The organism is Streptomyces sp. NBC_01498, assembly GCF_036327775.1.
Classification (GTDB): Bacteria; Actinomycetota; Actinomycetes; order Streptomycetales; family Streptomycetaceae; genus Streptomyces.
Genome location: NZ_CP109598.1, coordinates 5711493 through 5738448, shown reverse-complemented (window position 1 = coordinate 5738448; position 26956 = coordinate 5711493). Strand labels below are relative to the sequence as shown.

Here is a 26956-nt window from a genome sequence, read left to right as displayed (position 1 = left end):
CGTGATCGTCGTCGCTGGAGAGTCCCTGGTCGACCTGGTTCCCCGGCGGGACCCGGCGAGTGGTGCCGGAAACGGGGGCGCGGTCGCCGCCGGGACGGACGGCCCGCTGCCGCCCCTGCTGCCCCGGCTCGGCGGCGGCCCGTACAACACCGCCGTCGCCCTCGGCCGGCTCGGCTCCCCGGCCGCCTTCTGCTCGCGGGTCTCCACGGACGGCTTCGGCACCGCGCTGCTGGCGGGGCTCCGTACGGCGGGCGTGGACACCTCCCTCGTACAGAGGGGCCCCGAACCGACGACGCTCGCCGTCGCCTCTCCGGGAGGCGACGGCGGGGCCGACTACGTCTTCTACGCCGGGGGCACCGCCGACCGGCTCTTCGAACTGCCGCCGCCGCTCCCGCCGTCGGCGACGGCGCTGGCCCTCGGAGGATGTTCACTGGTGCTGGAGCCGGGTGCGCGTGCCTACGAGGCGCTGCTGCGCCGCGAGGCGGAGCGCGGGCTGTTCACCCTCCTCGACCCGAACATCCGGCCCGCGCTGATCCCGGACGCCGGCGCCGGCCGTGCGCGCTTCGCCGGCCGGCTGCCGTACGTGACGCTGCTGAAGCTCTCCGAGGAGGACGCGCGATGGCTCGGGGGCGTGCCGCGCGGTCCGGCGGCGGTGGTGCTGACGCGGGGCGGGGCCGGGCTGAGCGTACGGACACGGGCCGGGGTGGAGGTCTCCGTACCGGCCGTCCCGGTGGACGTCGTCGACACGATCGGCGCGGGCGACACGGTGAACGCCGCGCTGCTGCACGGGCTGGCCGCCCGCGACGCCCTGTCGGAGCGGGCACTGGACGGGCTCGGGGCGGCGGGGTGGCGGGACGTCCTTCGGTACGCCGCGCGGGCCGCCGCCGTCACCTGCTCGCGTACGGGCGCCGAACCTCCTTATGAGGCCGAGGTGGTGTAGCGGGGCGGGGCGGTGGGGCGGGGGACGCCGACCGCGCGGGAGGGTGGCGGGGGCGGCAGGAACCCCGTGCGGGTGAAGTACTCCACGTAGGTACGGAAGACCGCGTCGTCCACCTCGCGGCAGACGATGCCGGTGCCCTCCAGCGCGCGCCGGGTGCCCTCCCCGTCGAGGAGCAGGCTGCCCTCCGAGCCACCGCCGCGGGTCTCGGCGGCCATCGCCGAGAGCAGCGGGAAGGCGGCGTTGCCGGGGTCCGCCTCGGTGGCGGCGAGCCAGTCGGCGGGCGGCACGTCCATCATGGGGTGGCCGAGTGCGCGCAGGCGGGCCACGGCGGTGTCCAGCCGCAACGGGCGCTTCCCGGTGAGGTGGAACGTCCGCCCCGCCGAACGGGGTTGGCGGGACAGCGCCACGACGGCGGCGGCGACGAAGTCCACCGGTACGAGGTCGAAGGCCGTGTCGACCCCGGCCGGGGCGACGCCCGCCTGGACACAGCCCTTCAGCAGGAGCCACATGAAGTCGCCCGTCTGGCACACGCCGGTGGTCGACTCGCCGGTGATCCGCGTCGGCCGGTACACGGTGACGGGCAGCCCCCTTTCCCGTGCCGCGTCGGCGAGCCGCTCTGCGGCCCACTTGCTCTGCGTGTAGCCGTGCTCCAGCGCCTCCGGCGGTCCGGTCGGGTCCTCGGGACGGACAGGACGTCCGGGGCCCTCTCCGGTGGCGCCGGGGCCCGTGGACGGGCCGCCTCCGTACACCCCGGCGGTGGACAGGTGATGGACGGGCACGGTGCGGTGCAGGGCGGCGAGCCGCAGGATCTCGTGGGTGCCGTGGACGTTGGTGTCTCTCAACTGTCCGTAGGAGAAGACCAGGTTGACGGCGGCTCCGCAGTGGTAGACGGCGTCGACGGTCCGGGCGAGGCGGTCGAAGCCGGCCGTCGTGAGACCGAGGCGGGGCCGGGCGAGGTCGCCCACGACGACACGCACACGGTGTTCGGTGGCCGGGTCGGCCAGGCCGTACGACTCCAGGGCGGAGCGCAGCCGTTTCCCGGCGTCGTGCCGGTCGCTCCCCCGGACCAGGCAGTGGACGGTGGCGCCGGTCCGGCGCAGCAGCTCCCTCAGGAGAAAGGCGCCGAGGAAGCCGGTGGCCCCGGTCAGCAGGACCTGGTCCGGGTCGGGGACGACGGCGCGCACCTCGTCGGCGGCGACGATGTCGGGGGCGAGCCGGATGTCGCCGCTCAGCCCGGGGATGTCCGTCGGGTGCCCTTCCCCTGTCGCGTGCCCTTCTGCTGAGGCGTGCCGGTCTGTTGTCGCGTGTCCTTCTGCGGAGGAGTGGTCCGCGAGGGGTCGCGGTGTCCCGGCGGCGGCGTCGACCAGTGCGGCGAGGCCCGCGAGCGTCGGTGTGGTGAAGACCGAACGGAGCGGCATCCGGACGCCCAGCTCCTCCCGGAGCGCGAGGACCAGCCGGGTCGCGAGCAGGGAGTCGCCGCCGAGTACGAAGAAGTCGTCCTGCGGGCCGACGGTGCCCCGGCCGAGCAGCGCGGACCAGAGCTGTGCGACGCGCTCCTCCGTGACGGTGAGGGGCGTGGCAGCGTCCCGTACGGAGCCGTCGTTCCCGTCCCCCTCCTCGTCCCCGTCGGCCCGTGCGGCGAGCGCGGCCCGGTCCACCTTGCCGGTCGAGGTGAGCGGGAAGCGGTCGAGCGGGACGCAGCGCGCCGGGACCAGCGGGTCGGGCAGCACGGCGCGCAGCCTCTCGCGTATCTCCCCCGGGCGGGCCTTCGCCCGGTCGCCGGTGAGGTAGTAGGCGATCAGCCGTTTTCCGGCGCCCGGTCCGAGGTCCCGCGCCACGACCGCCGCGTCGGCGACCCCGGGCAGGGCGCGTACGGCGGCCTCCACCTCGCCGGTCTCCACCCGGTGGCCCCGGATCTTGACCTGGCCGTCGCTCCGCCCGATGTACTGGATGCGGCCGTCGGGCAGCAGCCGGGCCAGGTCCCCGGTGCGGTAGAAGCGACCGGCCCGGGTTCGGGGAGGCGTGGCGGGCCGGGTGCCCGGGAGGTCGCCGGTGACGAACCGTTCGGCCGTCGGTCCGGGCAGCCCCATGTAGCCGCGTGCGACCACCGGGCCGCCGACGCACAACTCGCCCACGGCGCCCGGCGGAACGGGCCGCAGCCGTTCGTCGAGCAGGACGACGACGGCGCCGTCGACGGGGCGGCCGATGCTCGGCAGATCGGGCCAGCGGGCCGGGTCGGGCCCCAGCCGCTCCGCCGTCACGACATGGGTCTCCGAGGGGCCGTACTGGTTCTCCAGCGTGGCCCGGGTGAGCGTGCCGAAGAACCGCCGCAGGGCGGGTGTGACCTGAAGCTGTTCGCCCGCCGTGAGGACCTCTTCAAGAGAGTCGCAGCGCCGGTCGGTGGCGCACGCGTACTCCACCAGCCGCTGCAACGCGACGAACGGCAGGAACAGCCGCTGGATCCGCTCCGAGTCGATCAGGTCGAGGAGTTGGTGGGGATCTCTGCGGGCCTCTTCGCCGACGAGGACGAGGGCGCCGCCCGCCGCCCAGGTGGCGAAGATCTCCTGGAACGCGACGTCGAAACCGAGGGGTGCGAACTGGAGTGTGCGGGGCCCGGCGCCGCCGGACGACCCGGCCGCCGACCGGCGGCGCTGCCAGTCGACCAGGTTGGCGAGCGGGCCGTGCTCCATGGCGACGCCCTTGGGGCGGCCCGTGGACCCCGAGGTGTAGATGACGTACACGAGGTCGTCGGGGGCCACGGGGACGACCGGGGCCGGAGCGGGGGCGTCCAGCCGAACCGGCAGATGCGAGAGGTCCGAGAGGTCCGAGGGGGCAGACGCGTCCGGCAGGTGCGGGGGGTCCGGCAGGTCGTCCAGGAGCAGCGCCTCGACCCCGGCGGGCAGCCCCTCCGGCCGGCACCCGCGCTGGGTGAGGAGCACGTCGATCCCGCTGTCCCGCACCGTGAACGCGATCCGCTCCGCCGGGTGGCCCGGGTCGACCGGCACACAGCTGCCGCCCGCCCGCAGCACCCCGAGAACGGCCACCGGCAGATCGGCCGTCCGTTCCAGGCACACACCCACGGGGCGGCGTACGGCGCCCCGCGCGAGGAGCAGCGCGGCGATCCGGTCGGCGGCGGCGTCCACCTCCGCGTACGTCAGGCTCCGCCCGTCCGCGACGACGGCGGGGGCGTCCGGGGTACGCCGCGCCACGCGCGCGAACGCCTCGTGCACGAGCGGCACGCCGGCGGGCGGGGGCTTTCCGTGCGCCCACTCGGTGAGCGCCCGGCGCTCCTCGTCGGCGGGCAGGAGGGCGAGGTCCTGAAGGGCGGTCTCCGGGTGGGCGACGGCGTCGGCGAGGAGGGTACGGAAGCGGGCCGCGAGACGTTCGGCCGTGGTGTGTTCGAACAGGTCGGCGGTGTATTCCCACAGCCCCCGGTAGCCGCCCCCGTCGGGTATCAGATGCAGAAACACGTCGTACTTGGCGGTCCCGGCGTGCACCTGGACCCGCTCGGCCTCGACACCCGGCAGGGTCAGCGCCGACGGGGGCGCGTCGTCGACCGCGAACACCACCTGGAACAGCGGGAACCGGCTCAGTGTGCGCTCGACGCCCAACTCCCGCACCAGTCGCCCGTACGGCACGTCCTTGTGCCGGACGGCCGACCTGACCTGGTGCTTCGTCTCCGTCACCAGGTCGGTGAAGGTCCGGTCGTGGCGGGGCCGTCCGCGCAGCGGCAGCAGGTCGGTGAGACAGGCGATGAGGTCCTCGGTCTCCGGTTCGTCGCGCCGTGACACGGGGGTGCCGATGACGACGTCGTCCTGGCCGGTGTGGCGCCCGATCAGCGCGGTCAGCGCGGCGGCCAGCACGACGAAGCGGGTGGTCCGCAGCCGGGCGGCGAGGCCGCGTATCCGTTCCCCGGTGGCGGCGTCGACGGTGAACTCGGCCCGGCCGCCGTGGTGGCTGAGCGCCGGCGGCCGGGGGCGGTCGGCCGGGAAGGACGACTCGCCGGGCGCGCCCGCCAGTTCGGCCCGCCAGTGCTCGACCAGTTCGGCGCGGTGCGCGGCACCGGTGCCGCGCTGCCGCTCGGCGTACGGCCCGGACTGGAGCGGCAGGTCGGGGAGCCGGGGCGGGCCGCCCTCCACCGCGGCGCGGTAGAGCTCGCTGAACTCCCGGTCGAGGAGGCTGAAGCACCAGCCGTCGATGACGGCGTGGTGGATCGCCACGGCCAGTACGGACTCATCGGTCGCGCGCTCCGGGTCCTCGCCCGCGTGCGCCCGGTCCCTCTCGTCGCCCCTGTCCGCGTGCTCCCGGTCGTCGGGGCCGGGCGCGGGCGCGCCGTCGGCGGCGATCAGCAGCAACGTGGCCCGCAGCAGGGGCGGTTCACCCAGGTCCGTCTGCCGGGTGACGGCGTCCGTGAGCGCCGTCGCGCACTGGTCCGCCGTGATCCGCCGTACGTCGACCGGGACGCGCGGCGGCGGTACGACGATCTGCCGGGGCATTGTGCCGACCAGCACCAGTCTGCTGCGCAGCGCCTCGTGCCGGGCCACGATTCCGGTCAGCGCGGTCTCGACGGCAACGATGTCGACGGGGCCCCGCAGCCGGTGGACCCACGACTCCAGATAGCGCGAGACACCCTGCTGATACTGGTCGTTGAGCCAGATCGATTCCTGCTCGAACGACATGGGATAGGTACGCGGTTCCATCGCTTCTCGCTTCGTGGTGCGAACGACTGGGACGGACCTCTGGGGGTGGCTGAGGAGGCCGGTACGGCGATAATCAGACACCGATCATGCGCCGGTCAGCCCGGTGGGTCCAACAGGGCGGCGATGTCGGTCTTTCCGCGCGGCGTCCGTGGGAAGGAAGTGATCCGGCGGATGTCGTGGGGCACTTGGGCGCGTGGCAGTACGGCGGCGAGCGCGCGGCGTACGGTCTCGGCGTCCGGTGCGGCGCCGTCGGACTCGGATCCGGGTCCACGTCCGGTTCCGGGACCGGCCTCCGGTCCGGTGGCCGGGTGGTCGTCGGTGGTCCCGTCGGCCCGGTCGGACGGCGGTTCCCCGGTGTAGAAGAGCGCGAGCCGTTCGTACGCGCCGCTCGCACCCGCGACCGGAACGGCGACGCACTCCCGGACCCCCCGCAGGCGCAGGGCCGCGGCCTCCGTCTCGGCGGGTTCGACCCGGTGCCCGGATATCTTGACCTGCCGGTCGGCGCGGCCGTGGAAGTGCAGGACACCCTCGTCGTCCAGCCGGCCGAGGTCGCCGGTGCGGTAGATCCGGCGGGGGCCGCCGCCGGGGTCGAACGTGGTGAAACCCGCCGCCGTGGCCGCCTCGTCGCCGAGATAGCCGTCGGCCAGGCCCTCGCCGGAGACACAGATCTCGCCGAGCGTGCCCGGCGGAACGGCCGTGGCGCCGTCCAGGACATGGATCCCGGTGCCGGGGACCGCCGTACCGAGCGGGATGCCGTGCCCGGCCTCGCAGTCGGCCGGGCGGACCCGGTGGGTGGTGACGAAGACGCAGCACTCGACCGGGCCGTATCCGTTGAGCAGCGTGATGTCCGGGTGGCGGGCGAGAAAGGTCCGGGCGTGCGGGACGGACATCCGCTCGCCGCCGGTGAGGACCTGGCGCAGGCCGGTGAAGCAGTCGGGGTCCTCGTCCACGAAGAGGTTGAAGAGGGCGGCGGTGAGCCAGACGGTGTCCAGGCCGGTGCCGGTGACGAGTTCGGCCAGGTCGTCGGGGAGGAAGTAGCCGCCGTCGGGCAGGACGGCCGTGCCGCCGGTGGTCAGCATGCCCCACAGCTCCAGGCCGAACGCGTCCCAGGAGACGGGTGCCGTCTGGGACATCACCCGGCCGGGGCCGAAGTCGGCGAAGCTGTCCGGGCCGAAAAGCCGGGTGGTGGCACGGTGTGGCGAGACCACGGCCTTGGGGGTGCCGGTGGTGCCCGAGGTGAAGAACACGGCGGCCGGTGCGGACCCGTCGGCCGGCTCCGGCAGCCGCAGGGGGACGGCCGGTGCCCGCCGGGCGGCCTGGCTCAACTCCTCGGCGGGCGGCGCCCAGACGGTGTGTCTGTCGGTCCCGTCGATCCCGTCGATGCCGTCGTGCGGCACGCCGGGCCCGCCGGGGGCGGGGCCCACGACGACGGGCGGCGCCAGCATGCCGAGCAGGGCCCGCAGCCGGCCGGCGGGCAGTGCCGGATCGAGCGCCGCGTAGGCGGCGCCGCGTTTGAGTACGGCGAGGAGTACGGCCACGAGTTGGGGCGAGCGCGGCAGCAGCACGGGCACGAGGCGGCCGGGGCCCACGCCGAGGCGGCCGAGTTCCTCGGCGTACGCCTCCGCCGCCAGGTCGAGCGTCCGGTAGCCGACGCGCCGCCCGGCGTGGACGAGCGCGACGGCGTCGGGGCGGAGCCGGGCCTGGTGCCCGACCGCCTCGTGGATGAGCCGGGCACCGGGCTCGCGGGACATGCGGGACATGAGAAGCCGGTCCCCGTCCCCGTCAGACGGTTTCGCCGTGGGCGAGGACGGCGGCCTGGAAGTCGGCGACCGTGTCGCTGTCGAGGAGCGTGTCGGGCGAGACCCGGATGCCCAACTCCCGCTTGACGCGGGTGCATATGCGTACCGCCTGGAGGGACGTACCGCCGAAGTCGTAGAAGCTGTCGGACGGCTTCACCTCGTCGGCTCCGAGGACCTCTGCCATGATCCGGACGATGGAAGCGCTCTCGGCGCGCTGCTGCTCGGACACCTTCGTCTCTCATCCTGCCGATTGATGGAAGGTGCCCATTCTGACCCAGATCCCGCGCATACGTTCGGCCGAGGGCCCCTTGGGGGCGCCCCGGCCGAACGGCGTCACGACGTGCGGGACTTCGCGGCCGTCCGCCTGGCGGCGGGAGCCTTCTCCGCGCCCTGGGCGGCGGACGTGTTCGCGCCCTTCGCCGCGGACTTGGCGGGGGTCTTCTCGGCAGCGGTCCTGGCAGCGGTCTTCTTCGCCGCCGTCCTGCGGGCCGCCGGCTTCGTACGGCCCGAGGACGCGGCGTCGCTGATCCGCTCCGCGTCCAGGATCTCCCGCAGGAACTTCCCGGTGTGGCTGGTCGCGATCCCGGCCACCTGCTCCGGGGTGCCCTCGGCGACGACGAGACCGCCGCCGTTGCCTCCCTCGGGACCCATGTCGACCACCCAGTCCGCCGTCTTGATGACGTCCAGGTTGTGCTCGATGACGATCACCGAGTTGCCCTTGTCGACCAGCCCGGACAGCACGCTGATCAGCTTGCTGATGTCGTCGAAGTGCAGACCGGTGGTGGGCTCGTCCAGCACGTACACCGTGCGGCCGGTGGACCGCTTCTGGAGTTCGCTGGCGAGCTTCACGCGCTGCGCCTCACCGCCGGAGAGCGTCGGCGCGGACTGGCCGAGCCGCACGTACCCCAACCCCACCTCGTTGAGTGTCCTGAGGTGGCGCGAGATGGTCGGGACGGCCTCGAAGAAGTCGAGCCCCTCCTCGATCGGCATGTCCAGCACCTCGGCGATGGACTTGCCCTTGTAGTGGACCTCCAGGGTCTCCCGGTTGTAGCGCGCGCCGTGGCAGACCTCGCACGGGACGTACACGTCCGGCAGGAAGTTCATCTCGATCTTGATCGTGCCGTCGCCCGCGCAGTTCTCGCAGCGACCGCCCTTGACGTTGAAGGAGAAGCGTCCGGGGAGATAACCGCGGACCTTCGCCTCCATCGTCTCGGCGAAGAGCTTGCGCACATGGTCGAAGACCCCGGTGTACGTCGCCGGGTTGGACCGGGGCGTACGGCCGATGGGCGACTGGTCCACATGGACCACCTTGTCGACCTGGTCGTCCCCGTCGACCCGGACATGGCGCCCCGGCACCGACTTGGCGCCGTTCAGCTCACGGGCCAGATGTGTGTAGAGGATGTCGTTGACCAGCGTCGACTTGCCGGATCCGGAGACGCCGGTGACGGCGGTGAACAGACCGAGCGGGAACGAGACGTCGATGTCCCGCAGATTGTTCTCCCGCGCGCCGTGCACGGTGAGCCTGCGGCCGGGGTCGACCGGTCGGCGGACCTCCGGCGTCGGGATGGCCCTCTTGCGGGACAGATACTGCCCGGTGATCGACTCCTCGTTGTCCAGGAGCTCCTTCAACGGGCCGGAGTGGACGACCTTGCCGCCGTGCTCGCCCGCGCCGGGGCCGATGTCCACGACCCAGTCGGCCACCTTGATGGTGTCCTCGTCGTGCTCCACCACGATCAGGGTGTTGCCCATGTCGCGCAGCCGGATCAGGGTCTCGATCAGCCGGTGGTTGTCCCGCTGGTGCAGGCCGATGGACGGCTCGTCCAGCACGTACAGCACCCCGACCAGACCGGAACCGATCTGGGTGGCGAGCCGGATGCGCTGGGCCTCGCCGCCGGAGAGGGTGCCGGCCGCGCGATTGAGCGAGAGATAGTCCAGACCGACGTCGACCAGGAACCGCAGCCGTTCGTTGACCTCCTTGAGGACCCGTTCGGCGATCTTCTTGTCCCGGGCGTTCAGCGTCATCCTGCCGAGGAAGTCGGCGCACTCACTGATCGACATCGAGGAGATGTCGGCGATGGACCGGTCCATGACCGTGACGGCGAGGACGAGCGGCTTGAGCCGGGTGCCGTGACACGTCGGGCAGGGCACCTCCCGCATGTACCCCTCGAAGCGCTCCCTGCTGGTGTCGCTCTCCGCCTCGGAGTGCCGCCGCTTGACGAAGGAGACCGCGCCTTCGAAGGAGGGCGTCGTGTACGCCCGCTCGCGGCCGTACCTGTTCCGGTACCGCACCTCGACCTGGGTCTTGTGGCCGTACAGCAGCGCCTTCTTGGCGCGCTGCGGCAGTCCCGCCCAGGCGATGTCCGTACGGAAGCCGACCGACTCGGCCAGTCCGCCGATGAGCCGGCCGAAGTACTCCTTCGTGTGGCCGTGCGACCAGGGGTGGATGGCGCCGTCGTCCAGCGAACGCTCCTCGTCCGGGACGATCAGCTCCGGGTCGACCTCCATACGGGTGCCGATGCCCGTGCAGTCCGGGCAGGCGCCGAAGGGCGAGTTGAACGAGAACGAGCGGGGCTCCAGCTCCTCGAACGACAGGTCGTCGTACGGGCAGTACAGATGCTCCGAATACATCCGCTCGCGCTCGGGGTCGTCCTCGGGGAGGTCCACGAAGTCGAGCACGACCATGCCGCCGGAGAGACCGAGCGCGGTCTCGACCGAGTCGGTCAGCCGGCGCTTGGCGCCGCCCTTCACCGTGAGGCGGTCGACCACCACCTCGATGGTGTGCTTCTCCTGCTTCTTGAGCGTGGGCGGCTCGCTCAGCTGGATCGTCCGCCCGTCGACCCGCGCCCTGCTGTACCCCTTCGTCTGAAGGTCGGCGAACAGGTCGACGAACTCACCCTTGCGCTCCCTGACCAGCGGCGACAGCACCTGGAACCGGCTGCCCTCGGGAAGCTCCAGCACCCGGTCCACGATGGCCTGCGGCGACTGGCGGGTGATCGGCCGGCCGCACTCGGGGCAGTGCGGCTTGCCGATACGGGCGAAGAGCAGCCGGAGGTAGTCGTAGACCTCGGTGATCGTGCCGACCGTCGAGCGCGGATTGCGGGAGGTGGACTTCTGGTCGATGGAGACGGCCGGGGAGAGACCCTCGATGAAGTCGACGTCCGGCTTGTCCATCTGGCCGAGGAACTGCCGGGCGTAGGAGGACAGCGACTCGACATAGCGGCGCTGCCCCTCGGCGAAGATCGTGTCGAACGCGAGGGAGGACTTGCCCGACCCGGAGAGCCCGGTGAAGACGATCAGGGAGTCACGGGGAAGGTCGAGCGAGACGTTCTTGAGATTGTGTTCGCGAGCGCCACGGACGATGAGACGGTCGGCCACGCCGGTCCGCACCTTTCTGGAGAGAAGCAGGGGCGGAGCCCCCTTCCCAGAGTAAGGGGGCTCGCCGGAGCGAGGGACTGCCGAACGGGATGACCCGGGTCACTGGTCCACCGGGCCGCGAGGGCTCCTTTCCAGGATGCCTCCGCCGAGCCTATAGCACGCACATTCGATTTACGGCGCTCGGCAACCTCGTTCACCCGAAGGAGTGGTGGGCTATCGTCGGCGCCATGCTCGATCATGTGCGCGACCTGGAATCCCTGCACACGGCGACCGAGCGGCTCCTCACCGCGGCCGCCCGTCTGGACAACGGATCCGTGGCCGGGCCGTCACGGCTTCCGGGCTGGAGCCGTGGCCACGTACTGGCGCATCTGGCCAGAAACGCGGACGCGCTCGTCAATGTGCTCGAAGGCCGGCCCATGTACCCGGACACCGCCACCCGCGAGGCCGAGATCGTGCGGGACGCGCCCCGCACCCCGGCCGCACAGGTCGCCGACGTACGCGCCACGGCCGAGCACTTCCGGCGGGTGGCCGCCGTCCCCGCCGACTGGGCACGCACGGTCGCCCTGCGCAACGGGGTCACGGACATAGCCGCCCGGGTGCCGTTCCGCAGGCTGGTCGAGGTGTGGATCCACCATGTCGACCTGGACATCGGCCTGGAGCTCGAAGACCTGCCCGACGATTTCACCGGGCGCGAGATCGACTTCCTGACCGAGCGCTTCGCCGGGCACCCGGACGTGCCGCCGCTCGCCCTGAGCACGCCGGACGGACGCGGCTGGCGGACCGGCCGCGCCGACGGCACGGCGGTCCCGGTCACCGGCCCGGCGGCGGACCTGATGGGCTGGCTGGCCGGACGCCGTGACGGGTCGGCGCTCCGCACGGCGCTCTCCCCGCTGCCCGTACTGCCCGCGCTATAGGCTGCGTCGTATGACGTACAGCGGAGCCGTGAAGCTCGACGGACCGGCCGACGTGCACGAGTTGACGGATCTCGTGATCTCCAAGGTCGCCGTCGGCGCGATGAACAACAACGCCTATCTGCTGCGCTGCCGGGCCACCGGCGAGCAGCTGATGATCGACGCCGCGAACGACGCGGCCACGCTTCTCACGCTGATCGGTGACGACGGCATCGCGTCCGTCGTCACCACGCACCGGCACGCGGACCACTGGCAGGCGCTGGCCGAGGTGGTGGCCGCCACCGGCGCGACGACGTACGCCGGACGGTACGACGCGGAGGGGATCCCGGTCCCGACCGATGTGCCCGTCGAGGACGGCGACACCGTCCGGGTCGGGCGGATCGAGCTGACCGCGCGCCGGCTCGTCGGACATACGCCGGGCTCGATCGCCCTGGCGTACGACGACCCGCACGGTCACCCGCATCTCTTCACGGGCGACTGCCTCTTTCCCGGCGGGGTGGGCAACACGCGACAGGACCCGGCCGCCTTCACGCGTCTGATCGACGATGTCGAGACCAAGCTGTTCGATCTGCTGCCGGACGAGACCTGGGTCTATCCGGGCCACGGCGACGACACGACGCTCGGCGCCGAGCGCCCGCATCTTCCCGCCTGGCGCGCACGCGGCTGGTAGCCGACGGCCGCTGTCCGGCGTCGGGCAGGTAGGCAGTCGGGCAGTCGGAGGACGACACGGACCGGGGCGGGTGGCATCGGCCACCCGCCCCGATCCCGTTTCCGCGCCACGATCAGGCGCGTCGGGCGTCTCAGGCGTCGACGTCGGCCTTGCCCGCACCGTCCTTGTCCGTGGTCGGACCCCGGTCCGTGGCACTGTCCGTGACGCTGTTCGTGCCGTCGGCCGCGGCCTCGGCCGCCTCGCGTTCCGCCTGCTTGCGGGAGGCGATCAGGCTGGTGATCGTGGTGATGATCAGTACACCGCAGATGACGGCGAGCGAGAACGGAATGGTGATCTCGGGGACATGCACCCCGCTCTCGTGCAGCGCGTGCAGCACGAGCTTGACACCGATGAAGCCGAGGATGATCGACAGACCGTAGCTGAGGTGGACCAGCTTCTTGAGCAGTCCGCCGATCAGGAAGTACAGCTGCCGCAGACCCATCAGGGCGAAGGCGTTGGCGGTGAAGACGATGTACGGGTCCTGGGTCAGGCCGAAGATCGCGGGGATCGAGTCCAGCGCGAACAGCACATCGGTGGTGCCGATGGCGAGCATGACCACCATCAGCGGCGTCAGCACCCGCTTGCCGTTGTTCCGTATGAAGAGCTTGGTGCCGTGGTACTTGTCGGCGACGCCGAAGCGCTGCTCGATGGACTTCAGGAGGCGGTTCTCCTCGAACTCGTCCTCCTCGTCACCGGCACGCGCCTCCTGGACGAGCTTCCAGGCCGTGTAGATCAGGAACGCGCCGAAGAGGTAGAAGACCCACGAGAAGCTGGCGATGATCGCCGCGCCCGCCGCGATGAAGATGGCCCGCAGGACCAGGGCGATGAGCACACCGATGAGCAGCACCCGCTGCTGAAGCTGGGTGGGCACCGCGAACTTCGCCATGATCAGGACGAAGACGAAGAGGTTGTCGACGCTGAGCGACTTCTCGGTGATGAATCCGGCGAAGAACTCGCCCGACGCCTGACTGGTGCCGAAGACGAGCAGCCCGATCCCGAACAGCGCGGCGAGAACGATCCAGACGATCGTCCAGATTCCGGCTTCCTTGATCGACACGTCATGGGGCTTGCGCCCGATGAAGAAGTCGACCGCGATCAGGGCGCTCAGACCAAGAATGGTCAGCGCCCAGAGAGTCCATGAAACGTCCACTGTGCCTCCGGCTTCGTACCGCTACTGATCAGCGTTGTCGCTGCCGGAGGTCTCTTCCACCCGTGCGTCTGATCGGCGCCGGCGGGCCGACGCCCCGGGACCGATGGCGGTCCGTATTGACGGGTACGTCGCGGTGCGGGAGTACTCCCCTCCGTTCAACAGAGAGTACAGGAAACACCAAGAAAAGGTAAAGTCCCACTCCAGGGGGGCGCGCGGGCGCGGGTCGGGCGCTGTTCAGGCCGGGATACGGGCGGAATCGGGCGTGATCGGGAGACCACTCGAGGCACAACCGGAGGCATCCGGTCCGGTCCCGAGACGGGCGGACGGGCGGAGAGACGGACGGGCGGAGGGGTGACCGGACGCGTCAGCGGCGCCAGGCGCGGCGCGCCTCGGCGACCTGTTCGAGCACCCGCCGGAGTATCGCGCTGCCCGGCGGCATGGTCGGCGGCTCGAACGTCCACGCGTGGCCGACCCAGGGGTCGGCGAGATGGTCGTCGGCGACGGGCGTGACCCGCAGCAGTGAGCGCCAGAGGGGGTCGAGCACCGGGCCGTACGCACTCGCGTCCTCCCGGTCGGCGACCATCATCAGATGGACGCCCACGGCCGGGCCCTCGTCGGCGAGATAGCGCAGCTGGGTGACCGCCCGGTCGTCGAAACCGTGCGGGAAGTCGTTCACGATGAGCAGCTGCTCGCCGGTGTCCAGGTCGGGCGGCAGGGAATCGGCCGCGCCGCCCCGGACAGCCATCTGCACCAGGTCCACCCGCCGGGTGAGGCGCGCGAGCACCGCGGCGACCCCCGCGGCCCCGGCCGCCGGAGGCCGGCTCAGCACGCCCGCCTCGACCAGCGGGGCCAGCGAGCGGGCCGCGGCGCCCGCCGCGTCGATGACATGGACGCTGAACTCGCCGGGCGGGTACGCCGCGAGAAGACGCGCGGCGTGGCCGACGGCCTGGTCCACGGCGAGCGCGCGCAGCTGGCTCTCGTCCAGCATGAGGGCGCCTTCCGAGCCCGACCGGCCGCTGTCGATCCACAGACCGCGCTCCAGGGGGAGCCGGATCAGCATGGGGATGCGCAGATCGGTGCGCTCGGGCAGGTGGAGATCGCCGAGGCGCAGGGCCATCGGGTTGTCCATCGGGACGCGGTAGGCGTGCCAGACGGGGTTGTCCCAGCGGGCGTACGCGGGCGGCAGGGCGGGCTCGACGACCTCCGACTCGGCGGCCAGCTGGCCGAGGTCCCGGTCCAGGGCCTCGCGCGCCTGGCCGGTGAGCCGGTCGCGCTTGGCGCGGGCGGCCTCACGGGCGGCGTCGCCGGTGCCGCCTATCCGGCTGCGCGGGTCGGACAGGACCCCGTCCAGCTCCTGGTCCATGCGGGACTCGGCGAAGTCGACGGCGCTGCGGTAGGCGGCGGTGGCGCGGGCCAGGTCCTCGAACATGCCCCACACCTGGTTGTAGAGGCGTTCCTCCATGGACCAGCCGGTCGCGTCCCCGGCGACGGGGCGGGGCGGCCTGCCGGGCTCGGGCTGGAGCGGTGACGCGGGCGGCGGGGTGGGCGGGGCGGTGGTCCGGCGGCGGGGGTGGGTGTAGTCGACCCGTCCGCCGGGGGTGGTGTGCGGGGCGGCGGCCGGCGGGGGGCTCTGGCCGTCCGGCGGTCCGGCCGGCTGCGGACCGGGGGTGCCGGGCAACTGCTGGGGCGGGGGGCCGGGGGTCCCGGGCGGCGGGACCGCCGCGCCCGTGGTGCCCGCGGTCTGGCCGGTCTGGGTGGTGGCCGCCGCGGACCTGTCCGGGCGTACCCGGGCGGCGCCGGGCACGCCGGTCGGCGGTGCCTGGATCGCGCCGGCCATGTGGCGGGTGACCGCCTCCTGGATCCCGGCGGCGAACTCGCGGGCCCCCGGCAGCCCCTGGTCGCCGAAGAGCTCGGCGAGGCCGCCCGCGTACCCCTGTCCGACGGCGCGGACCTTCCAGGCGCCCTGGCGGCGGTAGAGCTCCAGGGCGACGACGGCGGACTCCGCTTCGAGGCCGGTGAGGGTGAAGCTGGCGATCTCGGTGCCGTCGGTGGAGGTGACGGCGGCGAACGGGGCCGCGGTGGCGCCGAACCGGGCGGGGCCGCCGACCCCGTCGGGGAGTGCGAGCAGCAGGTGCACCAGGTGCGCGCGGTCGGGTACGGCCTCCAGGTCGACATGGAAGCGCAGTCCGGTGGTGGCCTGCTTGGAGACCTCGATGCCGGGCAGGGCGGGCGAGCCGGGGTGGGCGATGCCCTCGACGCCGAGGCTGGTCCCCCGGTCGTCGGCGAGGGAGGCACACGCCATGACCGGTGTGCCGGCCGTCACCCGGATCTCCAGTCGGCTGTGGGGCAAGGGATGGTTCTGCCCCCGGACCAGCTCGGCCGTCATCGCCTCTGTCCCCTCGTCGGTCACGCGTCGGTGGCCCGTAGTGATGTCGTTCGGTGGTGCTGCGCCGGTCCGCCGGCCGGGCCGGGGGGAGCCCCGGCCGCTCCCGTCCGGCAAGCGGTGCAGCTCCCGGCGGCCTTGCCTCCGGGAGCTGCGCGTGCGCCGTCGGACCTTCCGTGCCTACAGGTGCGGCAGGATCGCCGGCATCAGGTCCTGGAACGTCCGGCCGTTGGCCGGATTGCCCAGCGCGGTCATCTGCCAGCCGCTGCCGGAGCGGTGCACCTTGGCCATGATCTGGGCCGTGTACTGACCGCCGCCGTCCAGCGTGTAGCGGGCGAGCTCGTCGCCGTTGGTCTCGTCGACGATGCGGCAGAAGGCGTTCTGCACCTCCTGGAACGTCTGGCCGGTGAACGAGTTCACCGTGAAGACGATCTGGTCGATGTGGACCGGGACCCGCTGGAGGTCCACGAGGATCGCCTCGTCGTCGCCGCCCTGTCCGGCGCCGCCGACGAGATTGTCGCCCGTGTGGCGCACCGAACCGTCGTCGCTGACCAGGTGGCGGAAGAAGACCACGTCGACCGGCTGCTTGTCGGCGAAGAGCACCGCCGAGGCGTCCAGGTCGATCTCACGGGTGCGTGACCCGAACAGACCGCGGCGCGGCGCGGCCTGCCAGCCGAGCCCCATGCGCACGGCCGTCAGGGTGCCGCCGCCCCTCTTCTCCAGGCTGATGGCCTGCCCCTTGGTCAGATTGACCCCAGGGCCCCCGGGCGTACCGCCCTTGGATACGTCCACCACGCGCTGTCCCCTCTCGGAAGTTCCCCCGCAACCGTCCGTGTGTGCGGTTGTCCCGTACCCTACGCAGTCGCACTGACAGCGCAGGAGACTTCGGCCGTTTTTGTGTCGTTCCTGCAACACACCAGGTGTGACGGCGTCAGGCGAGTCCTACCTCCCTCATCTGCCGCAACTCCTTTTTCAGTTCGCCCACTTCGTCACGCAGTCGCGCCGCCACCTCGAACTGGAGATCAGCCGCCGCCGCGCGCATGCGCTCGGTCATCTCCTCGATGATTCCGGCCAGTTCGGCCGCGGGCCGGTCGGTGACCACCGCGCCCTGTTTGGCGGTCTTCCGGCCCGGCCGCCCGGTCTCGGCCCCCGCGCGGCCGGAGAGCGACGGCACGGGTGTCTTGGCCTGCTTGCCCTGGCGGTAGCCGGTGCCGAGCAGTTGCTCGGTGTCGACCTCCTCGCGCGCGATGGTCGCGACGATGTCGTTGATCTTCTTGCGCAGCGGCTGCGGGTCCAGGCCCCGCTCGGTGTTGTACGCGATCTGCTTCTCGCGGCGGCGGTTGGTCTCGTCGATGGCCTGTTCCATCGCCGGGGTGATCCGGTCCGCGTACATGTGGACCTGGCCGGAGACGTTGCGCGCCGCGCGCCCGATCGTCTGGATCAGGGAGGTCCCCGACCTGAGGAAGCCCTGCTTGTCGGCGTCGAGGATCGCCACGAGGGACACCTCGGGGAGGTCGAGTCCCTCCCGGAGGAGGTTGATGCCCACCAGGACGTCGTACTCGCCGGCGCGCAGTTCGCGCAGCAGCTCGATACGGCGCAGGGTGTCGACGTCGCTGTGCAGATAGCGGACCTGTACGCCCAGTTCGAGGAAGTAGTCCGTCAGGTCCTCGGCCATCTTCTTGGTGAGGGTGGTGACCAGGACGCGCTCGTCCCGCTCGGTGCGGAGGCGGATCTCGTGCACCAGGTCGTCGATCTGGCCCTCGGTGGGCTTGACGACGACCTCGGGGTCGACGAGCCCGGTGGGGCGGATGATCTGTTCCACGAAGCCGTCGCCCCGGGAGAGTTCGTACGTGCCGGGGGTGGCGGACAGATAGACGGTCTGGCCGACGCGCTGCTGGAACTCCTCCCACTTCAGCGGCCGGTTGTCCAGCGCGGAGGGCAGCCGGAAGCCGTGGTCGACCAGCGTGCGCTTGCGGGAGGCGTCGCCCTCGTACATGGCGCCGATCTGCGGCACGGTGACGTGCGACTCGTCGATGACCAGCAGGAAGTCCTCGGGGAAGTAGTCGAGGAGGGTGTTGGGCGCGGTGCCCGGCAGGCGGTCGTCGAAGTGCATCGAGTAGTTCTCGATACCGGAGCAGGAGCCGATCTGGCGCATCATCTCGATGTCGTACGTGGTGCGCATCCGCAGCCGCTGGGACTCCAGGAGCTTGCCCTGCTTCTCCAGCTCGGCGAGGCGCTCCTCCAGCTCGCGCTCGATGCCGTTGACGGCCTTCTCCATGCGCTCGGGTCCCGCCACGTAGTGGCTGGCCGGGAAGACGTACAGGTGCTCGTCCTCGCTGATGATCTCGCCGGTGAGGGGGTGGAGGGTGGAGAGGGCCTCGATCTCGTCGCCGAACATCTCGATACGGACGGCCAGTTCCTCGTAGACCGGGAAGATCTCGATGGTGTCGCCGCGGACCCGGAAGGTGCCGCGGGTGAACGCCATGTCGTTGCGCGTGTACTGGATGTCGACGAAGCGGCGCAGCAGTTCGTCGCGGTCGTACTCCTCGCCGACCTTCAGCGACACCATGCGGTCCACGTACTCCTGGGGCGTACCCAGGCCGTAGATGCAGGAGACGGAGGCGACCACGACCACGTCACGGCGGGTGAGCAGCGAGTTCGTCGCCGAGTGGCGCAGCCGCTCGACCTCGTCGTTGATCGAGGAGTCCTTCTCGATGTACGTGTCCGACTGCGGGACGTACGCCTCGGGCTGGTAGTAGTCGTAGTACGAGACGAAGTACTCGACGGCGTTGTTGGGGAGCAGCTCGCGGAACTCGTTCGCCAGCTGGGCGGCCAGCGTCTTGTTCGGGGCCATCACCAGGGTGGGGCGCTGGAGCCGCTCGATCATCCAGGCCGTGGTGGCCGACTTGCCCGTACCCGTCGCGCCCAGCAGGACGACGTCCTGCTCGTCCGCGCGGACGCGGCGCTCCAGGTCGGCGATCGCCGTCGGCTGGTCGCCGCTGGGCTGGTAGGAGCTGATGACCTCAAAAGGCGCCAAAGTACGTTCGATCTTGGAAACTGGCCGCATGACTCCACGGTACGACCCCCCACTGACAGCCGGGTGTGGATCACCAGTCGTGGACGCCCCGCGACGGGACGGACCGCCCGGCCGCCGTCTCCTCGGGGCTCGTGCCGTACCTGGGTTCCCGGCGGGTCCGCTGGGCCGGTACGCCGGACAGCGCGCGGCTACGGGCGCCCCGGTCCGGCCCCTCGGGAGCCGGTGCGGCGGCGCGCCGGCCGCCCGCGACCATGAGCGGGTCGAAGACCACCACGACGGCCGCCAGCAGCAGGAAGACACCGGGTCCGACCAGCATGGGCCCGAGCAGGGTCGCCACCGGTTCGCCGGCCTCGGTCCCGTCGGCGGGGCCGCCGGGGGTGCCGAGCCGGACATGCACGGCGGCCATGCCCGTGTAGTGCATTCCGGTGACGGCGACGCCCATGGCGAGACTGGCGGCCACGCTCATCAGGAGGCTGTGCACGGAGGCGGCGGCCCACAGCGCCGTGGTGGCCGCGACGACGGCGATGACGACGGAGACGCCGACGGTCACCGTGTCGTAGCCGAGGGTGCCGTGGAGCCGCATCCCGGACATGCCCAGGTAGTGCATGCTCGCGATGCCGAGACCGGTGACGGTGCCGCCGGTGACCAGGGCCATCGGGGTCGTGCCGCGGTATCCCACCAGGAAGACGCCGAGGCCGACCATGACGATCGCGACGGCGAGACCGGCGAAGGTGGTGGCCGCGTCGTACGTGACGGGCGTCTCCGCCACGGAGAAGCCGGTCATGGCGATGAAGTGCATCGTCCAGACGCCCGAGCCGATCGCGACGGCGGCGAGTGCGAGCCAGCCGGCCTTGCGTCCTCGTTGGGAGGTGTGCAGGGATCTGATGGCGCAGCGCAGGCCCAGCGTGCCACCGAGGCAGGCCATGAGAAAGGCCGCCACGGGGGTGATCAGGCCGTAGCTGAATCCGTCGGTGGTGCCCTGCATGCGGTACGCCCTTCGCTCCTGGTGAGCCGTCTGCGGAAGCGCTGGTTCGGGGGCGAGAGTATGACCAGCGGCAGCGCAAGGAAACTTCCGGCCACCCGTATGTCGACATGGCGACCGTGCCGGGGTCCGGCTCGGGCGCATTCCGTTCACGTTGTGGCCAACCTTCGCCCGTCGCGTGTTGGCCGCCGACTGCCACCCTCGACTCTCCGCGACCCGATCGACACAAGGAGTTCCCGTGTACGCACGCACCTCTGTGACCGCGGCCGTCGCGCTGCTGGGGGCCGTCGCGCTGATTCTGCCGGGGACCGCCTCGGCCGCCGTGCCCCGGGCCACGGCCCCCGAGATGTCCCCGGTGTGCTCCCGGCAGGCCGCCGATCCGCTGGTCATCGCGCACCGGGGGGCCTCCGCGTACGCGCCGGAGAACACCCTCGCCGCCGTCGACAAGGCCGCGGAACTGGACGTCGACTGGGTGGAGAACGACGTCCAGCGGACACGGGACGGCAGGCTGGTCGTGCTGCACGACACCGACCTGAGGCGCACCACCGACGCCGAGCGGGTCTTCCCCGGCCGGGCGCCGTGGAATGTGAAGGACTTCACCGCCGCCGAGATCGCACGGCTGGACGCGGGCAGCTGGTTCAGCGCCGCGTGGGCGGGTGAGCGGGTGCCGACGCTGGAGGAATTCCTGGCGGCGGTCGAGGCCAACCGGCAGAACCTTCTTCTGGAGATCAAGGCGCCCGAGCTGTATCCCGGCATCGAGGGGGACATCCTGCGGGTGCTCCGTACGGAGGGCTGGCTGGACGGCGCGCACGTACGGGACCGGCTGGTCGTGCAGAGTTTCGGCGCGGACAGCGTGCGGGCCGTGCACGAGCGGCGGCCCGACGTGACCACCGGTTTCCTCGGTACGCCCGCCGTGGCGGACCTGCCCTCGTACGCGGAGTTCACCGACCGGATCAACCCGACGCACACCTCGCTGACGGCCGCGTACGTGGCCTCCGTGCACCGGCTGAAGGGCGCCCACGGCAAGCGACTCCAGGTCAGCACCTGGACGGTCGACGACGCGGCGGGAGCGCGGCGGGTGGCCGGATTCGGTGTCGACGGCATCATCACCAACCGCCCCGACGTGGTGCGGGACGCGGTGGGCTGAGCGGCGGTCCCGGGGCGGGCCTGTCCGGCGCGGGCCCGTTCCGGAGGTTTCCGTTCCTGGGAACGGGCCCGTGACGGGTTGGGGGCCGTGACGGGTTCGGGACCGTTGTCAGACCCGGGCCGTAGCGTGGTGGGCATGGACAGTGACACGCAGCCGGTGGAGTGGGCCGTGGTCGGAAGCGACATCGGCCCGCTGCTGCTGGCCGCCACCCGTGAAGGACTTGTGACAGTTGTCTTCCACGCCACGGACAGGCGGCGGGAGGCGGCGCTCCGGCAGCTCGGGGGGCGGTTCGGATGCGAGCCGGTGGAGGATCCGGCGGGCCGGCTGGCCGAGCCGATACGTCAGCTCGCGGCGTTCTTCGACGGCACCCTCCGGGAGTTCACGCTGCCGCTCGACTGGTCGCTGTCGGGCGGCTTCAACCGGCAGGTGCTGCGGGAGCTGGCGACGGGTGTTCCGTACGGCACGGTCGTCGGGTACGGCGATCTGGCCGACCGGGTCGGCAGTCCGGGCTCGGCCCAGGCGGTGGGCGCGGCGATGGGGTCGAATCCGCTGCCGCTCGTGGTGCCGTGCCACCGGGTGGTGGAGAGCGGCGGCGGGCTGGGCGGCTTCGGGGGCGGCCTGGAGACCAAGCGGCAGCTGCTGGCGCTGGAAGGGGTGCTGCCCGCGCCGCTGTTCTGACCTCCGGGCTTCCGCACGGGCCCCGGCCGTGTTCCCGGCGGCGTGCCGCGCGCGTACGGCGCCCGTCCACGGCCCGGCCCGGCCGGCTCTCCGGCGGGCGGCGACGTTTGCGGGGCGCCGTCGCGCGCCAGGGATGGGACATGCCTGACACCACACCGCAGTTGTCCCCCGAGGTACGGGAGGCGCTCGACGCGCGCCGGCCCGTGGTCGCCCTGGAGTCGACGATCATCGCACACGGTCTGCCGCGCCCGCGCAATCTGGCCGTCGCCGAGGAGTTGGAGGCGCTCGTACGGTCCGGCGGCGCCGTGCCCGCCACCGTCGCCGTACTGGACGGCAGGGCTCACGTGGGCCTGGACAAGGACCAGTTGGAGCGGATCGCCGGGGATGTGTCCGTCCGCAAGCTCGGGCACCGCGATCTGGCACCCGCGCTCGCCACGGGGGCGAGCGGGGCGACGACGGTGTCCGCGACGGCGTTCCTCGCCGCCCGCGCGGGCATCCGGGTCTTCGCCACCGGTGGGCTGGGCGGTGTCCACCGCGACTGGACCAGCGCGCAGGACGAGTCGGCGGATCTGCGGCTGCTCGCGGAGACCCGGATCACGGTGGTCTGCGCCGGCGTGAAGTCGATCCTCGACGTACCGGCGACACTCCAGCGTCTGGAGACCCTGGGCGTGGGGATCCTCGGGTACGGCACGGAGCACTTCCCGGGTTTCTATCTGACGTCGTCCGGGGAGCCCGTCGACTGGACGGTGCGGACCCCGGAGGAGGTCGCCGCGGTGATGGGCGCGCAGGACGCGCTCGGCGGGCCGGAGGCCGCGCTGATCGTCGCCAACCCGGTGCCGGAGGCGGACCAGCTCGATCCGGAGCTGCACGACCGGGTGCTCGCCGAGGCGCTGGCGGAGTGCCGGCAGCGGGGCATCGACGGTCAGGGGGTCACGCCGTTCCTGCTGGGCGAACTGGTGCGGCGGACCGGCGGCGCGTCGCTGGAGGCGAACCTGGCCGCTGTGCGGGGCAACGTACGCCTGGCCGCGCTGATCGCGGCCGCGGCGGCGGCGCGGTGAGCGGTGCGGGCCTGCCCGGCGTCCGCCCCACTGCGGCGCCGGACGCCCCGGGCCCGGCCCGGGGCGAGGCGCTGCTGATCGTCGGGGACGTCGTCACCGACGTGGTGGCCCGGCACCGTACGCCCCTCGCGCACGGCACCGACACCGCCGCCGAGATCCACACCCTGCCGGGCGGCGCGGGAGCCAACGCGGCGTGCTGGGCCGTGGCCTCGGGATGCGGGGATGTCCGGCTGCTCGCCCGCGTCGGCGCGGACGCGGCCGGGTGGCACGGGGAACACCTGCGAGCGGCGGGCGTCCGGCCGCTGCTCGTCGTGGACGACGAGGTGGCGACGGCCACCGTCGTGTCGCTGGTCGACGCCGCCGCCGAACGCACCTTCCTGACCGACAGCGGGGCCGTCCTGCGCCTCGGCGCGGCCGACTGGTCGGCGGAGTTGCTCGACGGGGTCGGCCGGCTGCACATCTCCGGCTATCTGTTCTTCGCCGAAACGAGTCGTCAGGCGGTGCGCGCCGCCGTGGAATCGGCGGTGGCGCGAGGAGTTCCGGTGAGCGTGGACCCGGCGTCGGCGGGCTTCCTGGCGCAACAGGGCGCCGAGGCGTTCCTGGCGGCGGCCGACGGCGTCCAGGTGCTGCTGCCCAACGCGGACGAGGCCCGGCTGCTCACGGGCCTCCCGGACACCGGGAAGGCGGCGGCCGAACTGAGCCACCGGTTCCCGCTCGTGGTGGTGACGCTGGGCCCCGGGGGCGCGCTGGTGGCGTCGGACGGAGCCGTGACGGCCCGGGTCCCGCCCCGCACCACACGGGCCGTCGACTCCACCGGGGCGGGCGACGCCTTCAACGGAGCTTTCCTCGCCGCTCTGTTGACCGGCGCGGACCCGGTGACGGCGACGAGCGCGGGCTGCCGGGCCGGAGCCCTCTCGGTCGCACTGCCCGGCGGCCGACCACCGGCCCGCCGGACCGTGTCCGAAAACTAGTGCCCGCACGCGACGGGCGTCCGCGACAGGTGGCGCTCACAGGGAGGCGCCGGGGCCTGGCGAGGGTCGCCGGCCGACGGCGAACGCCCGCCCACACGCGCCGGGCAATGCCCCATGCGGCACATGTGCCACTCAAAGCGAGCCGCCAGGCCCCGGCGGAGCCCGCCGACCGCCCGGTGAACGTGCTCCGCGCCCGCCCTCCCGGCGGCGAGGTCAGCCTCGCGGAGGCGAGCCGCCAGACCCCCAGCGGGGATCGTCCGTCGTCACGACGAACACCCGCCCGCACAACAAGGGGCAACGCCCCGCGCCGCAAGGCACAGACGCCACTCACGGCGCGCCGCCACGCCCCCGGCGGAGCCCGCCGACCGCCCGGTGAACGTGCTCCGCGCCCGCCCTCCCGGCGGCGAGGTCAGCCTCGCGGAGGCGAGCCGCCAGACCCCCAGCGGGGATCGTCCGTCGTCACGACGAACACCCGCCCGCACAACAAGGGGCAACGCCCCGCGCCGCAAGGCACAGACGCCACTCACGGCGCGCCGCCACGCCCCCGGCGGAGCCCGCCGACCGCCCGGTGAACGTGCTCCGCGCCCGCCCTCCCGGCGGCGAGGTCAGCTTCGCGGAGGCGACCAGGCGGGGTGGCGGGGGTCGTCCGTTGTCACGACGACGTCGGCGGCCTCGGCCGGGCCGACCTCTCGCTCGTACCGTTCGAACGCGGGGAGCGTCCACCGTTCGTCCTCCTCGGTGCGGCGGCGCAGCGCGGCGGGCGACAGTCGCAGATGCACCGTGAGGTCGAACGGGAACCAGTGCCCGAGCAGAAACGGGCCATGCACCAACAGCACTCCCCCGGGAGGGAGTTCGGCGCGCGGACTGCGGGTGGCCCGGTCCGTCGCGGGGTCCCAGAGGTCGGGCAGCACCCGGCCCGTCCCGCCCGCTTCCACCGGCCCGAACACCTCGCGCCACAGCGCGCCCGTGTCGAACCACCCGTCGTAGTACGCGTCCGGATCCCGGCGCCCGTACTCGTACCGCAGCGACGCGGGCCGCAGGAAGCCACCCGTGCCGACGACGAGCACCGCGCGTCCCCGCAGCCGCAGTTCGTCGGCCAGCGCCTCCGCCCGTACGCCGGGGCGCGCGGCGGGAGCGCCGTCCACGGCGACGCGCAGCCAGGGGCTCCCGTCGTCCGCCCGGGTCTCCAGGACGCGTTCCGCCAGGGTGTCGGTCAGCCGGTCCCAGGTGATCGCTTCGAGTCTCACCGTTCCATCATGGGCCGTCGGCGTGAGGCGTCCGCACCGCCGGGAGCCGCTTCGGCCGGTGCGAGGGTCATACGCTCGTGCGGGTGGTTCGTGGCCGGGTCCGGTGTCCCGAAGGTTCGGACGGCGCGTGCTTGCCGGAGTGAATCCGCACGTCACAGCCCGGTGTGCGCCCACGCTCGGAGAGAGCGACCCCACCCCGTGTCCGCCACTCCATGTCCACCCCTGGGACTCCCCGTCCCGCTCTCCGCCCGCGCGCCGCGCTCCCCGAGACAGCGTGCGTGGACCGCAGTCGCGGATGTCGCCGTCGCCGTGCCGGCGGTCGGCGCACCCGTCGCGCACCCGCCGCGCACTCGGCGGCCGGGCAGCGTTCGTCCGGCTCGATTCCGCCCCGACCAGGCGAATCGGGCCCGTGCGGGAAATCCGGAGGACTCCGTTCGACCATTGGCATGGACCTGTCCATGATCCTTGGATACGCTCCCGCCGGGGTGGGTGAGAGCGCTCTCACCCAGCCGCTGTTCCCTCGTTCCATCCCCACGATCGCTGGAACAACCGAAGGGCAACTCCCTTGAGACGCACAACAGTTGTACGCACCGGCCTGTCCGCCCTCCTCCTCGTCGGCAGCTGGGCGGCGGCAGGGCTCGCGCCCGCGTCGGCCGCCGTTCCCGACGCCGCGTCCGCCCCCGCCTCGACATCGATGTCAGCGACGCCGAAGGCTGCCGCCGCCTCCGAGGGCCTGATCAGCGCCATGCAGAAGGAATTCGGCCTGACGAAGAGTCAGGTCGTCGCGCGGCTCGCCGCCGAGAAGGCGGCCACCGCCATCGAGGAGAAGGCGGAGCGCGCGGCGGGAGCCTCGTACGGCGGCTCCTGGTTCAGCGCGGCCGACAACACGCTGACGGTCGCCGTGACCGACAGCGGCAAGGCGGACGCGGTGCGCGCGACGGGCGCCGCGGTCAAGCTCGTGAAGCACAGCGAGCGGGCGCTGGACGCGACCATGAAGCGGATCGACGCGCTCGACGCGCCTGCCGGTGTGAGCAGTTGGCGTGTCGACCCCAGGACCAACCGGGTCGTGGTGAACGTCGTCGCGTCGGAGCGGAACGACAAGGCCGTCGCGGGCTTCGTCGCGAAGGCCGAGAAGACGGGGCCGGTGACCGTCGCGGAGACGACCCAGGCGCCGACCACCTTCGCCGCCGGGACCGTCGGCGGAGACCCGTACTACACGGGCAACGTCCGCTGTTCCATAGGCTTCTCGGTGCACGGCGGCTTCGTGACCGCCGGGCACTGCGGGCCCCGGGGCCAGGCGGTGCGCGGGTGGGACAACTCCGCCATCGGCAACTTCCAGGGCTCGTCCTTCCCCGGCAACGACTACGCGTGGGTCAATGTCGCCAACGGCTGGTGGACCGTGCCGGTCGTCCTCGGCTGGGGCGCCGTGCCGGACCAGCTGGTGCGCGGCTCGAACGAGGCCCCCATCGGTGCCTCCATCTGCCGCTCCGGCTCCACGACGCACTGGCACTGCGGCAACGTCCTGGGCAAGAACGAGACGGTCAACTACGCCCAGGGCGCCGTCCACCAGATGACCAAGACCAGCGTGTGCGCCGAGGGCGGCGACTCGGGCGGCTCGTTCCTCAGCGGTGACCAGGCGCAGGGTGTGACCTCCGGCGGCTGGGGCAACTGCAGCGGCGGCGGCGAGACCTGGTACCAGCCGATCAACGAGATCCTCGGTACGTACGGGCTGACGCTGCACACCGCCTGATCGCGGACGCGGACGCGTAAGTCCGGCCAGCTGGCTCAGACCCGCTCCGGCCGCGACCCCAAGGACCCACGAACCACCGGGTTTCAGGGATAGGGGGTCGGACCGACCCCAGGGTCTCC

18 protein-coding genes are annotated in these 26956 nt (G+C 72.4%); 8 read left to right on the top strand and 10 right to left on the bottom strand.

Annotated features, from left to right (window positions below; translation table 11 throughout):
* Nucleotide 1 precedes the first annotated feature (1 nt).
* Nucleotides 2–940 carry a PfkB family carbohydrate kinase gene (locus OG875_RS24435; RefSeq protein ID WP_330176369.1) on the top strand — a complete coding sequence of 313 codons (939 nt, stop codon included), beginning with the start codon at nucleotides 2–4 and terminating at the stop codon, nucleotides 938–940.
* Here OG875_RS24435 and OG875_RS24430 read toward each other — a convergent pair.
* The 4 genes from OG875_RS24430 to uvrA form a co-directional block, all read right to left on the bottom strand.
* A complete protein-coding gene (locus OG875_RS24430; protein WP_330176368.1) occupies nucleotides 919–5640 on the bottom strand; it encodes a non-ribosomal peptide synthetase family protein in 4722 nt (1573 codons plus the stop codon). The genes OG875_RS24435 and OG875_RS24430 overlap by 22 nt on opposite strands.
* Before the next feature lie 95 nt (nucleotides 5641–5735).
* Complete coding sequence (locus OG875_RS24425) at nucleotides 5736–7391, bottom strand: AMP-binding protein (RefSeq protein ID WP_330176367.1); 1656 nt, start codon at nucleotides 7389–7391, stop codon at nucleotides 5736–5738.
* A 31-nt stretch (nucleotides 7392–7422) separates the two neighbouring features.
* Nucleotides 7423–7668 carry an acyl carrier protein gene (locus OG875_RS24420; RefSeq protein ID WP_330176366.1) on the bottom strand — a complete coding sequence of 82 codons (246 nt, stop codon included), beginning with the start codon at nucleotides 7666–7668 and terminating at the stop codon, nucleotides 7423–7425.
* A 104-nt stretch (nucleotides 7669–7772) separates the two neighbouring features.
* Entirely contained in the window at nucleotides 7773–10814 is a 3042-nt protein-coding gene (gene uvrA, locus OG875_RS24415) for an excinuclease ABC subunit UvrA (protein WP_330176365.1), read from the bottom strand.
* A gap of 227 nt (nucleotides 10815–11041) precedes the next feature.
* Between uvrA and OG875_RS24410 the strand changes: the two genes are divergently transcribed.
* Together OG875_RS24410 and OG875_RS24405 are read left to right on the top strand one after the other, a co-directional pair.
* Nucleotides 11042–11728, top strand: coding sequence for a maleylpyruvate isomerase family mycothiol-dependent enzyme (locus tag OG875_RS24410; protein WP_330176364.1), 687 nt, complete (start codon nucleotides 11042–11044; stop codon nucleotides 11726–11728).
* A 10-nt stretch (nucleotides 11729–11738) separates the two neighbouring features.
* Nucleotides 11739–12395, top strand: a complete 657-nt coding sequence (locus OG875_RS24405) for an MBL fold metallo-hydrolase (RefSeq protein ID WP_330176363.1) — start codon at nucleotides 11739–11741, stop codon at nucleotides 12393–12395.
* 130 nt (nucleotides 12396–12525) lie between these two features.
* On the opposite strand, the gene OG875_RS24400 is transcribed toward OG875_RS24405, so the two are convergent.
* The 5 genes from OG875_RS24400 to OG875_RS24380 form a co-directional block, all read right to left on the bottom strand.
* The gene (locus OG875_RS24400; protein WP_330176362.1) at nucleotides 12526–13584 is read right to left on the bottom strand and encodes a TerC family protein; all 1059 of its coding nucleotides are present in this window, start codon (nucleotides 13582–13584) and stop codon (nucleotides 12526–12528) included.
* 364 nt (nucleotides 13585–13948) lie between these two features.
* Nucleotides 13949–15970 carry a TerD family protein gene (locus OG875_RS24395; protein ID WP_330176361.1) on the bottom strand — a complete coding sequence of 674 codons (2022 nt, stop codon included), beginning with the start codon at nucleotides 15968–15970 and terminating at the stop codon, nucleotides 13949–13951.
* Between the two features lie 177 nt (nucleotides 15971–16147).
* Nucleotides 16148–16714: a TerD family protein gene (locus OG875_RS24390; protein WP_330177891.1), complete on the bottom strand. Its 567-nt coding sequence runs from the start codon at nucleotides 16712–16714 to the stop codon at nucleotides 16148–16150.
* Between the two features lie 184 nt (nucleotides 16715–16898).
* Nucleotides 16899–19034, bottom strand: coding sequence for an excinuclease ABC subunit UvrB (uvrB, locus tag OG875_RS24385; protein ID WP_330176360.1), 2136 nt, complete (start codon nucleotides 19032–19034; stop codon nucleotides 16899–16901).
* A 40-nt stretch (nucleotides 19035–19074) separates the two neighbouring features.
* Nucleotides 19075–19989: an MHYT domain-containing protein gene (locus OG875_RS24380; protein WP_330176359.1), complete on the bottom strand. Its 915-nt coding sequence runs from the start codon at nucleotides 19987–19989 to the stop codon at nucleotides 19075–19077.
* A 235-nt stretch (nucleotides 19990–20224) separates the two neighbouring features.
* On the opposite strand from OG875_RS24380, the gene OG875_RS24375 reads away from it, so the two are divergent.
* The 4 genes from OG875_RS24375 to OG875_RS24360 all read left to right on the top strand — a co-directional run bounded on the left by OG875_RS24375 (nucleotide 20225) and on the right by OG875_RS24360 (nucleotide 23840).
* Entirely contained in the window at nucleotides 20225–21133 is a 909-nt protein-coding gene (locus OG875_RS24375; RefSeq protein WP_330176358.1) for a glycerophosphodiester phosphodiesterase, read from the top strand.
* 135 nt (nucleotides 21134–21268) lie between these two features.
* On the top strand, nucleotides 21269–21811 hold the full coding sequence (locus OG875_RS24370; RefSeq protein WP_330176357.1) for a methylated-DNA--[protein]-cysteine S-methyltransferase: 543 nt from the start codon (nucleotides 21269–21271) through the stop codon (nucleotides 21809–21811).
* 140 nt (nucleotides 21812–21951) lie between these two features.
* Complete coding sequence (locus OG875_RS24365) at nucleotides 21952–22869, top strand: pseudouridine-5'-phosphate glycosidase (RefSeq protein WP_330176356.1); 918 nt, start codon at nucleotides 21952–21954, stop codon at nucleotides 22867–22869.
* Nucleotides 22866–23840: a carbohydrate kinase family protein gene (locus tag OG875_RS24360; protein ID WP_443079185.1), complete on the top strand. Its 975-nt coding sequence runs from the start codon at nucleotides 22866–22868 to the stop codon at nucleotides 23838–23840. Before OG875_RS24365 ends, OG875_RS24360 begins: the two co-directional genes overlap by 4 nt.
* Before the next feature lie 605 nt (nucleotides 23841–24445).
* Here the strand turns inward: OG875_RS24360 and OG875_RS24355 are convergent.
* Nucleotides 24446–25087 carry a uridine kinase gene (locus OG875_RS24355; RefSeq protein WP_330176355.1) on the bottom strand — a complete coding sequence of 214 codons (642 nt, stop codon included), beginning with the start codon at nucleotides 25085–25087 and terminating at the stop codon, nucleotides 24446–24448.
* 565 nt (nucleotides 25088–25652) lie between these two features.
* On the opposite strand from OG875_RS24355, the gene OG875_RS24350 reads away from it, so the two are divergent.
* Nucleotides 25653–26837, top strand: coding sequence for a S1 family peptidase (locus OG875_RS24350; protein WP_330176354.1), 1185 nt, complete (start codon nucleotides 25653–25655; stop codon nucleotides 26835–26837).
* The last annotated feature ends 119 nt before the right edge of the window (nucleotides 26838–26956 follow it).

What these genes read in the sequence shown, in the direction of transcription:
- OG875_RS24365 (WP_330176356.1), top strand. Translation starts at nt 21,952, where the DNA reads ATGCCTGACACCACACCGCAGTTGTCCCCCGAGGTACGGGAGGCGCTC.
- OG875_RS24410 (WP_330176364.1), top strand. Translation starts at nt 11,042, where the DNA reads ATGCTCGATCATGTGCGCGACCTGGAATCCCTGCACACGGCGACCGAG.
- OG875_RS24430 (WP_330176368.1), bottom strand. Translation starts at nt 5,640, where the DNA reads ATGGAACCGCGTACCTATCCCATGTCGTTCGAGCAGGAATCGATCTGG.
- OG875_RS24425 (WP_330176367.1), bottom strand. Translation starts at nt 7,391, where the DNA reads ATGTCCCGCGAGCCCGGTGCCCGGCTCATCCACGAGGCGGTCGGGCAC.
- OG875_RS24370 (WP_330176357.1), top strand. Translation starts at nt 21,269, where the DNA reads ATGGACAGTGACACGCAGCCGGTGGAGTGGGCCGTGGTCGGAAGCGAC.
- uvrB (WP_330176360.1), bottom strand. Translation starts at nt 19,034, where the DNA reads ATGCGGCCAGTTTCCAAGATCGAACGTACTTTGGCGCCTTTTGAGGTC.
- OG875_RS24395 (WP_330176361.1), bottom strand. Translation starts at nt 15,970, where the DNA reads ATGACGGCCGAGCTGGTCCGGGGGCAGAACCATCCCTTGCCCCACAGC.
- OG875_RS24380 (WP_330176359.1), bottom strand. Translation starts at nt 19,989, where the DNA reads ATGCAGGGCACCACCGACGGATTCAGCTACGGCCTGATCACCCCCGTG.
- OG875_RS24405 (WP_330176363.1), top strand. Translation starts at nt 11,739, where the DNA reads ATGACGTACAGCGGAGCCGTGAAGCTCGACGGACCGGCCGACGTGCAC.